14 protein-coding genes are annotated in these 15,936 nt (G+C 68.2%); 7 read left to right on the top strand and 7 right to left on the bottom strand.

The genetic code is table 11. The features are described 5' to 3' along the window. Positions 1-131: 131 nt before the first annotated feature. Genes ACFULV_RS33215 through cysD form a run of 5 tightly spaced genes read right to left on the bottom strand, consistent with a single transcriptional unit; the run spans position 132 to position 6,054 of the window. Positions 132-1,265: a sulfotransferase family protein gene (locus tag ACFULV_RS33215; RefSeq protein ID WP_378663748.1), complete on the bottom strand. Its 1,134-nt coding sequence runs from the start codon at positions 1,263-1,265 to the stop codon at positions 132-134. Between the two features lie 13 nt (positions 1,266-1,278). Then, on the bottom strand, positions 1,279-2,064 hold the full coding sequence (locus tag ACFULV_RS33210; RefSeq protein ID WP_378629410.1) for an SDR family oxidoreductase: 786 nt from the start codon (positions 2,062-2,064) through the stop codon (positions 1,279-1,281). Then, positions 2,061-3,278, bottom strand: a complete 1,218-nt coding sequence (locus ACFULV_RS33205; protein WP_378663745.1) for a hypothetical protein — start codon at positions 3,276-3,278, stop codon at positions 2,061-2,063. The genes ACFULV_RS33210 and ACFULV_RS33205 overlap by 4 nt, the downstream gene beginning before the upstream one ends. After that, positions 3,275-5,149: an adenylyl-sulfate kinase gene (gene cysC, locus ACFULV_RS33200; RefSeq protein WP_378663743.1), complete on the bottom strand. Its 1,875-nt coding sequence runs from the start codon at positions 5,147-5,149 to the stop codon at positions 3,275-3,277. Before cysC ends, ACFULV_RS33205 begins: the two co-directional genes overlap by 4 nt. After that, entirely contained in the window at positions 5,149-6,054 is a 906-nt protein-coding gene (cysD, locus tag ACFULV_RS33195; protein ID WP_378663740.1) for a sulfate adenylyltransferase subunit CysD, read from the bottom strand. Before cysD ends, cysC begins: the two co-directional genes overlap by 1 nt. Before the next feature lie 87 nt (positions 6,055-6,141). On the opposite strand from cysD, the gene ACFULV_RS33190 reads away from it, so the two are divergent. The 6 genes from ACFULV_RS33190 to ACFULV_RS33165 all read left to right on the top strand — a co-directional run bounded on the left by ACFULV_RS33190 (position 6,142) and on the right by ACFULV_RS33165 (position 13,005). Beyond that, positions 6,142-7,071, top strand: coding sequence for an IclR family transcriptional regulator (locus ACFULV_RS33190; RefSeq protein WP_378663737.1), 930 nt, complete (start codon positions 6,142-6,144; stop codon positions 7,069-7,071). Positions 7,072-7,224: 153 nt separating this feature from the next. Beyond that, a complete protein-coding gene (locus ACFULV_RS33185) occupies positions 7,225-8,583 on the top strand; it encodes a hypothetical protein (RefSeq protein WP_378663734.1) in 1,359 nt (452 codons plus the stop codon). A 43-nt stretch (positions 8,584-8,626) separates the two neighbouring features. After that, positions 8,627-9,292, top strand: coding sequence for a GntR family transcriptional regulator (locus ACFULV_RS33180; RefSeq protein WP_378663731.1), 666 nt, complete (start codon positions 8,627-8,629; stop codon positions 9,290-9,292). Between the two features lie 57 nt (positions 9,293-9,349). Next, positions 9,350-10,735: an allophanate hydrolase gene (locus ACFULV_RS33175; RefSeq protein ID WP_378663728.1), complete on the top strand. Its 1,386-nt coding sequence runs from the start codon at positions 9,350-9,352 to the stop codon at positions 10,733-10,735. Beyond that, positions 10,732-11,415, top strand: coding sequence for a cysteine hydrolase family protein (locus ACFULV_RS33170; protein ID WP_378663726.1), 684 nt, complete (start codon positions 10,732-10,734; stop codon positions 11,413-11,415). The genes ACFULV_RS33175 and ACFULV_RS33170 overlap by 4 nt, the downstream gene beginning before the upstream one ends. 15 nt (positions 11,416-11,430) lie before the next feature. Next, a complete protein-coding gene (locus ACFULV_RS33165; RefSeq protein WP_378663724.1) occupies positions 11,431-13,005 on the top strand; it encodes a regulator in 1,575 nt (524 codons plus the stop codon). Positions 13,006-13,030: 25 nt separating this feature from the next. Here ACFULV_RS33165 and ACFULV_RS33160 read toward each other — a convergent pair whose 3' ends face one another. After that, on the bottom strand, positions 13,031-13,879 hold the full coding sequence (locus tag ACFULV_RS33160; RefSeq protein ID WP_378663721.1) for an SDR family oxidoreductase: 849 nt from the start codon (positions 13,877-13,879) through the stop codon (positions 13,031-13,033). A 108-nt stretch (positions 13,880-13,987) separates the two neighbouring features. On the opposite strand from ACFULV_RS33160, the gene ACFULV_RS33155 reads away from it, so the two are divergent. Continuing rightward, a complete protein-coding gene (locus tag ACFULV_RS33155; RefSeq protein ID WP_378663718.1) occupies positions 13,988-14,869 on the top strand; it encodes a DUF5995 family protein in 882 nt (293 codons plus the stop codon). A 54-nt stretch (positions 14,870-14,923) separates the two neighbouring features. Here ACFULV_RS33155 and ACFULV_RS33150 read toward each other — a convergent pair. Continuing rightward, positions 14,924-15,936: NAD-dependent epimerase/dehydratase family protein (locus ACFULV_RS33150; protein WP_378663715.1), on the bottom strand; the 1,013-nt coding region annotated here is incomplete at its 5' end.

Here is a 15,936-nt window from a genome sequence, read left to right as displayed (position 1 = left end):
CGCGCTGATGACTGCGTTTTGCTTGCCCTGCTGTCGGTCGATGCCGGCCTCGCTGACAAGCACGACATCGCATCGCTCGCCGGCCTCCGGTCGGAGATGCCGGCGAGCGTCGATAGCCTGACCGTTCGAGATCAGCTGCCGAAGCTTTCGGCGACCATGTTCTCGGTGAGGCCGTAGTCGGCGAGGGAGTAGTGGTGGGTGGCTTTGCGGTCGCCCGTGCGGCTTTCGTGATCGAGTGCGGTGATGGCTGTTCTGGCCTCGGGCGTGAGGGTGGTGCCGGTGCGGGTGTAGATCCGGTCGACGACGCCGAGGGGATCGGCGCGCAGGTCGTCGAAGTCGACGTCGATGAAGGTGGCCTCGGGGTGGCGGGTGCGGGCGGCGGTGAATTCCGCGAGGCCGCGGGCCCAGAGGTCGAGTTGGGTGCGGCCGATCGTGTCGCCGGTGAAGACCGTGGACCAGCCTCGGGTGGCGTGTTCGTTGAGGCTGCAGACCGAGGGGATGATGGTCGCGGGGTCGCGGTGGGTTTGGATGACGATGGCGTCGGGGTAGGTCGCCAGGAGGGCATCGAGGCAGAACAGGTGGCTGGGGTTCTTGAGGACCCAGCGGCGGGTGTCGTTCATGCCGATCAGCTGCAGGTTGCGGCGGTGGCGGGCGTAGGCGGGGGTCCAGTCCTGGCCGGCGAGCCATTGCGAGTAGCCCGGCACGTAGGCGAGGCATTCGTAGGAATGCGACATGCCCGACTGGCGCAGTAGCTGCCAGCATTCCTCCACGTCGGAGGCGCTCATGTAGTGCAGGCCCATGAACTCGGGGTTCTGCACCTGATGCTGCCGCAAGCCCGCGTCGATCTGCTGGTAGGCGGGATTGTCGCCCCAGGTCTCGCGCGGTGGTCGCGGCTGCGGGAAGTCGGTCAGCCACATCTCCAGCCCCTGGTTGGCCGGATCGGCGGCCAGCAGCCGGTGCAGCGCGGTGGTGCCGGTGCGGGGGAGGCCGGTGACGAAAATCGGCCGGGTGACCGGTGTTTCGACATAGCCGGGATTCGCCGCCCACGCCGCTTCGCTCAGCGCGCGGGCGACCAGCGTGCCGCGCAGGAAGAAGCGCGACATCTTGGAGCCGAGCTCGGTGAGCCCGGCCTCGTCGCGATACGAGTCGAGCAGAACCTGCAACGCCTCGGTGTAGTCGTCGGCCCCGAAATCGGTGAGACCGGTGAGTTTGGTGGCTGAGGCGTGCAGGTCGGCCACGGTGCCGACATCGGTGCGCACAGTCATCTTCTACAAGCTCCTAGTTGTGGTATTCGCCGCAGTTGACGTCGAGGGTCTGTCCGGTGATCGCCGACGACCAGTCGGAGGCGAGAAACACCACGGCACGGGCGATCTCGTCGGGCTCGGGCAACCGCTTCAGATCGGATTTCGACGCGGTCTGCTCGTAGACCTGCTCGACGGTGATGCCGTACTTCTCGGCGACCTGACCGAAGTACCACTTCAGCTGATCGGTCCAGATGTAGCCGGGCAGCACGCTGTTGACCCGCACGCCCTTGCCGCCGAGTTCGGTGGCCAGGGTCTGCGACATGGCCAGCAGCGCGGCCTTGGTGAGTTTGTAGCTGCCGTAGCGGGGCTCGGAGTGGCGCACCACCATCGAATTGATCATCACCACAGCGCCTTTGGCCTCGGCGAGAGCGGGCGCGAACGCCTGCGTCATCCGCAGACCGCCGAGCACCGTCATATCGAGGCTCGATCGGATGTGGTCGAAATCGGTGCGGTCCAGAGGTTTCATCGACGGCACCGAGAACGCGTTGTTCACGAGTGCGTCGACCCGGCCGAAGGTGTCGACCGTGCGCGCCACGAGATTCCGCACCGCGGCCTCGTCGGTGATGTCGGTGGGCACGCTCAGCGTGGCGCCCCCCGCGGCCTCGATTTCGGCGGCCACCTCGAGCAGGCGGGACTCGGTGCGCGCCGCGAGCACGACCGTCGCCCCTGCCGCGGCCGCCTCCAGACAGATCGACCGGCCCAGACCCGGTCCGACCCCGGAAACGACGACGACCTTGCCGTCCAACAGTGCCCCGCTCATCCGAGCATCCTTTCGGCGAAAGCCCGCTGCCGGGCCGAGATCCGGTCGCGCCAGCCGGCGGCGTCGATCCGGTTGTGTTCGAAATACGGAAGGTGTTGTGCGACTGCGTCGATCGGTACGACCTCGACCGTCGGCCCATCGGCCTCGGTCATCGGCCGATCGGTGCGCTGCCACCGGAACTGCAGAATGCCGCGCGTGCGGCCGGTGGTCTCGATCCAGTTCGCGATGCCCGGGTCCTGCTTGCTCACCACCATCCGGATCAGGCCATCCGAATCCACCTGGGCCTGGGCATGATTGAGGCTGGTCTGGTGGTTGACGTAGTCCAGGGAGATGTACCAGAGACTGCCCAGCTGGAAACCCTGATACGGCGCATCGGATTTCGGGACGGTGATCACCAGTGCCTGATCGTCGGCCAGATCGAAATGGCCCACCGAGGAGTACTGGGTGCTCAGTCCACCGGGTGTCAGCCGGGGCGCGGTGAGGGTGTTCACCGGCAGGTCGAGGTAGAACCACTTCGGGAAGTTGAACCAGGTGTGCACGCGGGTGAGCAGCATCTTCGCCGCCGCGCCGTACCGTTTGCGCAGACGGGCCAGATCCGGTTCGACCGGTGCGGTGCCGATGGTGTCGACCCGCTCGATCCGGATCGAGCCCTTGCGCTCGGTCCAGTCGCTGTAGACCTCGCGCACGGCCAGCATGGACGCGCCTTCCCCGAGTGGGAAGTAGTCCGGCCCGGCATCGGCCTTCGGCGGTCCGAAGCGCAGCGAGAAGCTGCCGTCGACGGCGATCGGAATGCGCCGGTCGTCGAAGGCATCGGCGCCACCGGGCACGTCGGTCGCGGTGTAGTCACCTTTGAGTACCTGGAAACTCAGATCGACGGTACTGCCGCGCACCCCGCTCACCAGGTACTCGGCGGTCGGCTCGATGGTGGCGTGGTAGTAGAGGGTGTCCGGGTTGTCCAGGCCCATTTTGGCGTACGGGCCGGTCGAGGACACGAAGTAGGGATGCGAAGTGCCGTGGGCGCCCGAAAGGCGCAGGCAGGCGGCGACGCTGGCGGCGAGATAGTCGTAGCCCTCGGCGAGGTCCTGATCGCTGCGGACGAAGTCCGCTCCGGCGATGAGCGTTTCGGCCTGGGCCACCGCGGCCAGGAACGGCGCGGTGAGCGGTTCCGGTGGCGCGCTGCTACCGGATTCGGTGGCGGTACTGGAGTGGGTCAACGGTCTGCGATTCCTAGCTCTCGGAGGATGTGGGCGGCGATCTCGGCAGGGGAGCCGAGCTCGGGAGTGATGACCAGGTCAGCATGGTCGGGTCGTTCGTAGGGGGAGCCGATTCCGGTGAAGCCGGGCAGTTCTCCCGCACGGGCCTTCGCGTAGAGGCCCTTGGAGTCGCGGCGCTCGCACTCCGCGAGCGGGGTGTCGACGAAGACTTCGTGGAACGGCAGTTCGCGGTCGGCGTGGACGGTCCGCGCGGCGGTGCGCTGCGCGGCGAACGGGCTGATCACCGACACGATCGCCACCGCACCCGAATCGGCGAACAGCGCGGCCACTTCGGCGACCCGGCGGACGTTCTCGTCCCGGTCGGCGGGGGAGAAGCCGAGACCGGCGTTGAGACCGTGCCGCAGATTGTCACCGTCGAGCAGGTAGGCGGGACGGCCTGCCGCGACCAGCAGTCGCTCGAGCTCGACCGCCAGGGTGGACTTGCCCGACCCGGACAGGCCGGTCAACCACACCGTCGCGCCCGCATGCCCGCGCTCGGCGCGACTGACCGCCGATCGATGCCAGACCACGGCCGGGGCCGCGCGTTCGCTGCCGACGTTCGCGGAATCGATCCCGGATTCCCGGCCGGTCACCATTCCCGCGGCGACCGTTTGATCGGTCACCGGATCGATCAGGATGAAGCTGCCCGTGCGCCGATTCTCCCGATACGGGTCCGACAGCAGCGGGCGACGGCTGCGCAACCGGATGCGCGCGATGTCGTTGAGCGACAAGGTGGTGACGTCCTCGACCCGGTGCAGCGTGTTCACGTCGAGGCGGTAGTCGATGGCCGTGACCTCGGCGGACGAGGTCTGCGCCGCGGTGCGCACCAAGTACTGGGCACCCTCGCGCAACTGAGCACTCTCGGAGAACCAGCACACCATCGCGTCCAGGTCGGTGCCGATGTGTGGACGGTTACCCGGCCGGGCGAGCAGGTCCCCGCGCCCGACATCGATGTCGTCGTCCAGAGTCAGCGAGACCGCCATGCCGGTGAACGCCTCGTCGACCTTCGTGCCGCCCGGGCCCCAGATCTCCTTGACGTGGGAGGATCGCCCGCCGGGCAGCACCACCACTTCGTCGCCGGGCTTGAAGATGCCGCCCGCGATGGTGCCCGCGTAACTGCGGTGGTCGAGTCCTTCCTGCGCCCGGATGACGTACTGGATCGGCAGCCGGGCATCGATGAGGTTGCGGTCCGAGGCGATGTGCACGTCCTCGAGGTGGCGCAGCAACGGCGGTCCCGGATACCAGTCCATGTGCTCCGAGCCGTCGACCACGTTGTCGCCGAGCAGCGCCGACACCGGCACGAAGCTCAGATCGCCCACCGTCAACTTGGCGGCGAACGCGGCGAACTCGGTGCGGATCTCCTCGAATCGCTCCTGCGACCAGTCGACCAGGTCCATCTTGTTCACGCACACCACCAGGTGCGGCACGCCGAGCAGCGTCGCGAGGAACGCGTGCCTGCGGGTCTGTTCGGAAACGCCGGTGCGGGCGTCGACCAGGATCAGCGCGAGGTCCGCGGTGGACGCGCCGGTCACCATGTTGCGGGTGTACTGCACGTGCCCGGGGGTATCGGCGATGACGAACTTACGGCGTGGTGTCGTCACGTAGCGGTAGGCGACGTCGATGGTGATGCCCTGCTCGCGTTCGGCGCGCAGTCCATCGGTGACCAGCGCCAGATCCGCCGCCGCCCCGCCGCGTTCGGTGCTGACTCGTTCGATGGCGGCGAGTTGATCGTCGAACAGGGACTTGGAGTCGTAGAGCAGCCGGCCGATGAGGGTGGACTTACCGTCGTCGACGCTGCCCGCGGTCGCCAGTCGTAACAGGTTGCGGCGCATCAGAAATAGCCCTCTCGCTTGCGGTCTTCCATGCCGGTCTCGGAGATCCGGTCGTCGGCACGGGTGGCCCCGCGTTCGGTGAGTCGGGTGGCGGCGGTCTCGGCGATCACCTTCGCCGCGGTGTCGGCGCTGCTCTCGACGCACCCGGTGCAGGTGGCGTCGCCGACCGTGCGGAATCGGACGGTCGCTTCGAACGTGCGCTCACCGGCCTTCGGCGTGATGAATCGGCCGGCCGACAACAGCATTCCGTCGCGTTCGACGACCTGACGCCGGTGCGCGTAGTACAGCGACGGCAGCTCGACGGCCTCGCGGTCGATGTACTCCCAGATATCGAGCTCGGTCCAGTTCGACAGCGGGAATACCCGGATGTGCTCGCCGGGCTGATGGCGGCCGTTGTAGAGGTTCCACACCTCGGGCCGCTGTGCTCGCGGGTCCCATTCGCCGAAGCTGTTGCGGAAGCTGAACACTCGCTCCTTGGCGCGCGCCTTCTCCTCGTCACGGCGTGCGCCGCCGAATGCCGCGTCGAATCGGTGCTCACCGATCGCGCGCAGCAAGGTGGTGGTCTGCAGGGGGTTGCGGGTGCCGCCGGGGCGTTCCACCGCGCGACCCGTGTCGATGTCGTCCTGGACCCGGGCGATCTCGAGGCGCGCACCGGTGCGTTCGGCGGTGCGGTCGCGGAACTCGATCACCTCGTCGAAGTTGTGGCCGGTGTCCACGTGCAGCAGCGGAAACGGCAGCGGCGCGGGCCAGAACGCGCGTCGCGCCAGGTGCAGCAGCACGGCGGAATCCTTGCCGCCGGAAAAGAGCAGGGCCGGTCGCGCGAGTGTGGCCGCGACCTCCCGGAAGATGTGCACCGACTCGGCCTCCAAGGCCGCCAGATGCGATAACTCGTACCCCGCCTGCACTGTTCACCCACTTCGTTCGTGCGGTTCGCCGGGGAACTTTCCCCGACGGGTTGCGATGTCGAATATTCGACGCTATTGTTCGGTATTGTGACACCGACGATAAGCCGGGCCGAGCGCGCCGGTCAAGAGGTGAACCCTGATTCGATGGGTGATGCCGAGATTCCGGGCGCCGCGTCGCCGCCGACACAGCGCGTGGTGAAAGTGCTCGAGCTGCTGTCACGACATGCCACCGACCGTTTGTCGCTGGCTCGGATCGTGCGCGAAGCGGGGCTGTCGCGCGCCACCGCGCATGCCGTACTCACCCAGCTCACCGCCGATGGCTGGACCGTGCGCGACGACGACGGCTGCTACGGCATCGGGCTGCGGCTGCTGACCGTCGCCCGGCGTGCCGAAGCGGCGTTTCCGCTGCGTCGCACCGCGGTGCCGCACCTGCGAGACCTGTCCGAGAAGGTGGGTGTACCGGTGTTCCTCGCCGAGCGTGCCGGGGACAGCATCGTGGTCACCGAGGTCGTCGGGCATCCCTCGGCCGGCTGGATCCGTCCGGGCAGGCGCCTGCCGCTCGCGCCCCCCGTCTGCCGCGAATTCATCGCCTGGGCGCCCGAACCCGTCCAGCAGGCCTGGCTGGCCACCGCCGACCCGGCCCACCGCGACCGCCTTGCGCGCGTGCTCGCCGAGATCCGCACCCGTGGCTACTCGGTCGAACGGCTGGTCGACGATTCGACACCGATGCTGGAAGTGCTGGCTGGCCTGCGTGATTCACCGATCACGGCCGCCCTGCGCGCCCAACTCGGTTCCGTCATCACCGAACTGATCACCATCGACTACCTGCCCGACGAACTCGGCCCCGAGAACGCCGTCGTCACGCTGTCCGCCCCGATCCGCGATCGCACCGGTGCGGTCGTCGCCGCGGTCGTGAGCTGCCCCGACAGTCGGCTGTCGGCCATTGCCTTGAGCGAGCTCGGCGCGGCGACGGTGAACGCCGCCGACCGAATCACCTCCGGCGGTCTCGGGGACTGACCCCGCGTTCGGTTTCCAGTGACACCCGGGCTACCCGCGAACGCACCATTTCGAGTTCTCGGCGACGATGGTTCGCCATTACTCTGAGAGGGGATCTGACCGAACGCGACCCGCTCGACGGTCGTGGAGGCAGATGGCGAGGAAGGACGGGCCGTGGCAAACGACAGTGATCGGTGGTGGGAGGCGCCCGGAATGTCAGGCCCCACCCCTGACCCCGCCGCACAACCCCCCGCCGACCCCACCATCCTGCGCTCGCCCGGCAACCCGGCCGAGCAGTCGGCCCCCCGACCGCAAGACAGCCGGCAATCCGCTGCCGACCCGCAGCCGGGAGCGAATCACCCTGGGAGCGGGCAGCATCCGATCGCGCCGCCCACCGTGTTCGGGCAGCAATTCGCACCACCGGGGACCGGTGAGCAGCCGTACGGGCCGCAACCCGGAACCGGGCAGCAGTGGCAGCAGCCCGGAGCTGGACAGCCGGGCACCGGGCAGCACCCATTCGCGCCGCCGACAGTGGTCGGACAACCGTGGACCGGGCAGCAGGCCTACGGGCCGCAACCGGGGGCGGGCCACGATCCGTATGCGGCCCAGCCGGGGAGCGGTCAGCAGGCGTATGGGCAGCAACCCGGAGCGGGTCACAACCCGTATGCGGCGCAGTCCGGTGGCGGACAGTCTTACGCGTCTCAGCCCGGGATCGGTCAGCAGCCGTACGGGTCCCAATTCGGACCGGGTCAGTTCGCCCAGCAGCCGGCGTACGGCCAGCAGCCGTACGGCTATGCACCACAGCAGTATTCGCCTCCACCGCGGCGCAGTGGCGGTTCGGGCGCGATCATCGCGGCGATCGCGGTGGTCGTCGTGCTGGTGATCGGGGTCGCCGTCGCCGTCGGGTTCGCTGCCAGCTCCTCGGACGAGTCCACCACCTCGGCGAGCACGTCCACCACCACGACGAAATCAGGACCACTGTCGGGCACCAGTACCGCACCGCTCGCGCCCGGCTCGAAGGGCGTGCTCATCGCCTCCTATCGCGTCGCCTACGACGTGCCCTCGGCGTGGACGGTCCACTCCGAGAGCGACACCATGTCGTTCTCCAACGCGACGGGCGCGATCGACGGTCGCGGCCAGGCGACCGAGGGAGCCGACTACTGCCCCGGCTCGGTGTATCGCGCGATGGCCGCGGTGACCTCGACCACCGAGACCGAGGTGGCGGCCGCCGCGAAGAGTGTCGCGAAAATAGCCGCGGCAGGGGGATATTCGGACCCGACCGGCGGAAAGATCAGCGCGCCGACGTCGTTGAAGACCCAGAGCGGAATCAGCGGCCAATTCGTCGAGACCTCGGGGCCGTGGACCCCGCAGATCCCGGGCTGCACCGCGAATGCCTACTCCGTCTACACCTTCGGCTTTCGCAACGCCGCCAATACAACCCTCGTCCTGACCATCCTCGTCGACCGCGGCACCACCGGCGAACTCACCGCCGATCAGGCCAAGAAGATGATCGACAGCCTGCGCCTGGTCTAAGCGGCGTCGGCGCCACCCGGTTCGCTGTTCGTAGACTCGACTCATGACGGCAGCCGCATCGAATTCGACCGATCTCCCGGCGAGTCTGGTGGAGATGACCGCTGAGCACGTGCGCGCGCAGGTTCTCAGCGGCGCGTTGGCGCCGGGGGAGCGGGTAGGCGAGGAAGCCCTGTGCGCGCGGCTCGGGATCAGCCGGGCACCGGTGCGGGAGGCGCTGCGGCGCCTGGCCGAGCAGGGTCTCGTCGAGCATCTGCCGCGGCGTGGGTATCGGGTGGTGGTGTGGTCGGCGCGCGACATCGTCGAGTTGTTCGAGGTGCGGCGGGCGCTGGAACAGCACGCGGTGACCGTCGCCCTCCCGAGTACGGACCTGCGGTTGGGGCGGGTGCGCGCGGCGCTCGCGGAACTGACCGCGGCGGACCGGCGCAAGGACTGGGTCGCCCGCGACGACGCCCACCGCCGCTTTCACGCCGAAATCGTCGCGCTGGCGGGCAATCGGCAACTGGACCTCGTGTACGAGCAGATCCTGGTGAAGCTACAGCTCGCGATGGCACGCAATCTCCGTGAGGAAACCGAGGTGGGCGCACGTCGCGAAGGTGTGCGCCGACATCAGGAACTGCTCGCCGCGCTGGAGACCAACGACCCGCTGCGGGCGGAGACCGCGCTCCGTCAGCACGGTGAGCAAACATACCTGAAACTCGGTATCTGCTAACACATCCGATACAGACCGATCCTCCCGCCGTCACACTTTCTGTCGACAATCGACAACATGACAGGCTCTACGGTCACCGAGATCCTCGCCCAGCACCAGGGCGGCAACGGCTCCCCGACCAGAACCGCGGCGCGAGTGGCCGACGCGATCGCCGCGCGCGGCGACGACGGCACCTGGATCACCCCGGTACCCCGTGACGAATTGCTCGCTGCCGCAGCCGCTATCGAACGCATGCCCGGCGCACGGACGCTGCCGCTGTACGGCGTTCCCTTCGGGGTGAAGGACAGTATCGACGTCGCCGGCTATCCGACAACGCTGGCCTGCCCCGACTATGCCTACCTCGCCACGCGCACCGCACCCGCCGTGCAGCGCCTGCTCGACGCGGGCGCGCTGTTCGTCGGCAAGACCAATCTCGACCAGTTCGCGACCGGCCTCAACGGCACCCGAACTCCGTACCCGGTGCCGCGCAGCGTCTTCGGCGGCGATCTGATCTCCGGCGGTTCCAGTTCTGGATCGGCGCTCGCGGTCGCCCTCGGCCAGGTGCCGTTCTGTGTGGCCACCGATACGGCGGGTTCGGGCCGCGTACCCGCCGCACTCAACGGCATCGTCGGCTGGAAGCCGTCGCGCGGCCTGATCAGCACCGTCGGGCTGGTGCCCGCGTGTAAGTCGTTGGACTGCCTCACCCTCATGGCGACCACTGTCGAGGACCTGGACCTGGTCGCCGAGGTGATCATGGCGCTCGATCACGAGGATCCGTGGACCCGCGCCAGAGGAGGACGATTCCCCGGTGGCCCGATCCGGCTCGGCCTACCGGCATCGCAGGAGCTCGAGTTCTTCGGCGACGACGCCATGCGCGCGGCACACCTCGGTACGCGAGACAGGTTGCCGGGTATGGGGTTCAGCTGCGTCGACACGACACTCGCACCCTTCCTCGCCGCGGGCGCGCTGCTCTACCAAGGTCCGTGGGTCGCGGAACGTCTGGTCGAATTCGACGAGTTCCTGACCGACCGGCCCGCCTCGATCCTGCCCGTGATCCGGGAAATCCTGGACAGTGGACGGCAATTCAGCGCCGTGGACGTGTTCCGCGCACAGCAACGTTTGCAGGAACTGCGCGCTGAGGTCGCCCGGATATGGGACGAGGTCGACGCGGTGGTGGTGCCGACCATCGGCACCACCTTCACGGTCCCCGAGGTGCTGGCCGACCCCATCGCGACCAACACCGTGCTCGGCCACTACACCCATTTCGGCAATCTCCTCGACCTGACCGCGATCGCGGTTCCCGGCGGCACCACCCGCGACGGCAGGCCGGTCTCGCTCATGGTGTTCGGCCCGGCACTCGCCGACGACCTCGTTCTCGCCGCCGCCGCACGGCTGCTGGACGAACCGCGCACCACCGCACTGCCCCACCACCTCGGCCCGGTATCCCTGCAGGAGCGACGATGACCGAAATCCCCGCCACCCCGAGCCCGTTCACCTTCGATCCCACCACGACCGCGCTCGTCATCATCGACATGCAGCGAGACTTCCTGCTCCCCGGTGGCTTCGGCGAAAGCCTCGGCAACGACGTGGCGCTGTTGCGCACCGTCATCGAACCTCTCACCGGTGTGCTCGCCTCGGCCAGGGCTGCGGGCATCACGGTGATCCACACCCGAGAGGGCCACCTGCCGGACCTGTCCGATTGCCCACCGTCGAAACTTCGGCGCGGCAACCCCTCGCAGCGCATCGGTGATCCGGGGCGATTCGGGCGCATCCTGATCCGGGGTGAGTACGGCCACGACATCATCGACGAACTGGCGCCGCTCGACGGCGAGACTGTCATCGACAAGCCGGGCAAGGGCGCGTTCTACGCGACCGAACTGGCCGCTGTGCTGCAACAGCATTCGATCACCACCCTGCTCGTTGCCGGCGTCACCACCGAGGTCTGCGTCCACACCACTGTCCGCGAGGCCAACGACCGCGGCTACGAATGCCTCGTGGTGGCGGACTGCGTCGGCTCCTATTTCCCGGAATTCCAGCGCGTCGGACTGGCGATGATCGCGGCTCAGGGCGCGATCTTCGGCTGGGTCGCCGGCTCCGCGGATGTCATCGCCGCACTCGGCACCACCACCACTGTCACGGCCTAGCGAACAGGATCCACCATGTCCGTCGACACCTCGAAAACAACAGTCACACCGGAACAACCTGCGCCACCGGCACTTCCGTGGTGGACCAGGGGAGATACCAACGCCTTCTTCGGGCTGGCGTTCAACATCCTGGTCAACGTCCTCACCCTGACCACACTCACCATCGCGGTGGTGAAGATTCCGAGTGCCGATGTGCTCGGCACGGTGCTGCCCGCCCTCGGCGTCGCGCTCGTGCTGGGCAACTTGTACTACATGGTGCTGGCGAGGCGCCTGGCCCGCCGCGAAGGACGCGCCGATGTCACCGCACTGCCCTACGGGCCGAGCGTTCCGCACATGTTCATCGTCGTGTTCGTGGTGATGCTGCCGATCTACCTGGCCACCGGAGATCCCTTGCAGGCGTGGGCAGCCGGGCTGGCCTGGGCGTTCATGATCGGCGTGATCGTGATGATCGGCGCCTTCGTCGGCCCCTACATCCGCAAGGTCACCCCGCGCGCCGCGATGCTCGGCACCCTGGCCGGCATCTCGATCACCTTCATCGCCATGCGCCCCGCCGCGCAGATGTGGGAGGTGGCCTGGATCGGACTGCCGGTGCTGGCCATCATCCTGATCGGCTTCTTCACCGACATCAAACTGCCGGGCAACATCCCGGTCGGGCTGGTCGCGCTGCTGGTCGGCACGGCGATCGGCTGGATCGGCGGGTACATGTCGGCACCCGATGTCGCCCAGGCCGCGCACGACATCGCGCTCGGGCTGCCCGACCTGCGCCTCGACCTGCTCTTCGACGGCCTCGGCAACCTCGCTCCGCTGCTGGCCACCGCCATCCCGCTGGGCATCTACAACTTCACCGAAGCCATGAGCAACGTGGAAAGCGCCGCCGCCGCGGGCGACAACTACAACCTGCGCAGCGTGCTGCTGGCCGACGGTTTCGGTGCGGTGATCGGCGCGGGCTTCGGCTCGCCCTTCCCACCCGCCGTCTACATCGGTCACCCGGGTTGGAAGGACGCGGGCGGGCGCACGGGTTATTCCCTCGCCAGTGGCCTGACCATCGGCATCATGTGCCTGCTGGGCCTTTTCGGCATCCTCGCCACGCTGCTGCCCATCCCGGCGATCGTTCCGATCCTGCTCTACATCGGCCTGCTGATCGGCGCGCAAGCATTCCAGGCGGTGCCGCGGATCCACGCGGTGGCGGTCGTGGCCGCGCTGCTGCCCAACCTGGCGGAGTGGGCCGTCACCCAGATCGACAACGCGCTGTCCGCGGCGGGAACATCGGCGGCGAAGGTCGGCTCGGACGCGCTCGGTCAAGCGGGCGTGGTCTATGACGGGCTGAAAGTGTTCGGGTCCGGTGCGGTACTGGCCGGTCTCGTGCTCGGTGCGATTGTCACGTTCATCCTCGACAAACGTTTCCGTGCGGCGGGAGTGGCGGCGATCATCGGCGCCGGATTGAGCTGGATCGGACTGATTCACGCGCACGCGGTCGAATGGGCCGCCGCGCCCGGTGTGGCACTCGGTTACTTGTTCTTCGCGCTCGTCTGCCTGGCGTACTCGCTGCTGCCGGCGACAACGCCCGCTACCGAGGAGACGACCGGGTGAGCCGGTCGGCGCGACTCCCCAGAGTTCAGGAGTTCTTCGGCAGTGTCGCGAGGAAATCGCGGAAGTCGATGGCCGGGTGGCCCGTCAGGTGCGGGACCGCGTCGGTGACCTGCGCGAGGTCGCCCTGGGCGATCGCGGTGTAGGTGCTGACCCAGCCGTCGACTTCCCATTTCGGCGCGTTGTACTTCGCGCGGGAGGCGTAAGCCTCGTCGACGGTCTGCTCGACGTAGCGGAACGGTCGGGCGAGGACTTCGGTCATATCGGCGGTGGCGGTGGTCAAGCTGAAGGCTCGCGGCCCGGTGAGGTCGAAGGTCGTGCCGTTGTGCGCGTCCGAACCGAGCACCACCGCGGCGCAATCCGCCACATCGGCGCGGGTGACCGCGGCGACTTCGCCGTCTCCGGCCGGACCTTCGATCACCCCGTCGGCGTCGGCGAAATGCGGGATGATGTCCTGGTACTGGTTGTCGCGCAGGAAGGTGAACGCGAGGCCGGAGGCGCGGATGGCCTGTTCGGTGTACCAGTGGTCACGGCCGAACGTGAACGTGGCATCGGGCGCGGCCCCCACGAACGACAGATACACGATCCGTTGCACGCCCACGTCTTTCGCGGCGTTCACCACCGCCGTCTGCTGAGCCGCGCGGTCGGCGCTCTCGGTGGCCGAGACGAAGAAGAAGGTCTGCACGCCGTCGAGCGCGGCCGCCACGGTGGTCGGATCGCCGAAGTCGATGGTGGCCGTGGTGGCGCCGTCGATCGGCGCGATGTGCTCGACGTGGCGTCCCAGCAGTCGCAGGCGGGCGCCCGAGGGGGCGAGCAGACGGGCAACGCGGCCGCCGATTTGTCCGCTGGCCCCTGAAATCGCAATCGTCTCCGGCATCGGTCCAGGCTATGGGCCCCTCGCGGCGCGGTGGGCCGACACGCCCATCGGGTGGGTCGATGTGCGCGTCGATGCGCGAATCGCGCCGAGAGATGGTGGAATCGGCGCGTGCGCGTATCGAGTGCAATAGCCGCCTGTGTCACCGTCGCGGCACTGATTCTGCCCGCGGGCCCGGCCGCGGGCGCGGTCTGGGACACGGCCTGCGGGTCCACCCTGTCCCAGACCGACATCGACGAGATCGCGCGGTTGTCGGACACGTCGGCGATCTCCGGCGCCGACAGCCTGGGCCGGCTCGAGGACGCGGTGGGCCGCCATCATCGGATCACCGAGATCCTCGTCGAGCATCGCGACCTACGCGGACTGTTCGCGATCGGGCTCGACGGCGTCGAATACGCCGCGGTGATGCCGATGCAGCGCGACCCGGCCGCGTTCGCGAACCGCGAGTACGCGCACGCCATCAGCTCGGAACTGCTGCGCCGATTTCTCGACAATCTGCATGCCGAATTCACCGGTGGCATCGCGGAACCACAGTGGGCACACTATTTCGCACTCGCCCGCGACTGCGGGGCGTCGCGCGCCCGTACCGCCATGGCCGGCTACAACGCACACCTCACCGTCGACCTGACCTACTCGGTGGCAGCCGTGGGCAGCAGGCCGGAGAACGCGCCGGACTACTTCAAGATCGTGGCCGGCATCGCCTCCGTCGGCGACGTGATCATCGACCGCACCAAGGCGGCCTACGGCGCCGACCTCGGCCCGCTGTGGCGGTTCTATTTCGTCGGTGAGGGATTGGACCAGCTGTTCGGCGCCGGCGTCGCCACCGAGCAGATGCTCATCGCCGCTGACCTCGGCGCGAACACAGTGATCTTCACCAACGGCCTCGCCCTGCAAGACCCCGCTCTCGCACCGACCATCCGCACCGAGATCACGGCCCTGTGGCAGGCCGCCGATCTGGCTTTCGAAGCACTGGCCCGGATCAACGCACTCTGAACACGTCTGCGAAGCTCCGTCGAAATACCCTCTCGCGCAGTTTTGTCGGAGTTGTCAGGAGCGGTCGAACCGGATCTCGGCCGCGAGTGGGTCGTGACCGATGTCGTCGAGTTCGAGCAGCTGGTGGATCCAGGTCGGCGCGGAGACCGGATTGCGAATCAGCGCCCGAACCGTGATGGCGGCGACCACAGCTGTAGCCAGCGATTGTCCACGTCCGCTCGCCGCTGTGGTCGACCCGTCCGCTGCGCGGGCGAGCGCGACCCAGCGGTCACTGCTACCGGGCATGTGGGCGGGCGCCAGCGATTGCAGGGCGGGCACCCAGGTGAGAGCGGCCAGACCGAGAGTGGCGAGTCGGGAGTCGAGGCGGAGATAGGTTCGCACCGGAACGCCGAACTCGCGGGTGAGGCGGTACTGATCGGCGAAGTCGGCGCGCAGGGCGGGAAACGGTCGGTAGCCGGCGTCCCCGGGCATTGAAAAGCGTTGCCGTCCGGTGAAATTACGAACGCTCGTGCCGTCGGCGTCGGGAAAGCGCCTGCCGAGGAGCTGGTAGGTCCAGGCAGTCGCGGCGGGGCCGTGGGTTTCGCCGGAGCCGAGGCCGATCATGATGTCGACCGGGCCGCGACGATGCGTGAGCGCGTCGACGGCGAGCAGGGTGGTCAGTCCGGGCGCCAACCCGACGCCGAGCACCACGGGGCCGTCGAGGTCTTCGAGTGCCTGGACGTAGTTCGACGTCGCGGAGATGTCGACGAAGACGATCCCGCGACCGGCGCAGGCCTGTGCCAAGCGAATATCTTCCGCGCCCGCGCAATTCACGACGATGGTCGCCCCGTCCAAGGCCGCGTCGACGCCGGCGATGTTGCGCAGGTCGACTACCCGATCTGCCCTGGCGGGATCTCGTCCCGCCGCGTGCGCGGTCACCCCCTCGGCTCGCAGCAATCGCACCAGGTGCGCCCCGACCGTTCCATATCCGCCCAGTACCAGCACCGACATCGAGGGTCCTCCCGTCCTCGGCACCGATGCTACGTGGCCGGACAACGCAACGGCCCCGGCCTCGCGGTGGGTGACCG

The sequence above is a fragment of the Nocardia sp. NPDC057272 genome, from assembly GCF_042668615.1.
Taxonomy (GTDB): Bacteria; Actinomycetota; Actinomycetes; order Mycobacteriales; family Mycobacteriaceae; genus Nocardia.
This window is presented reverse-complemented; position numbering and strand designations above follow the sequence as displayed.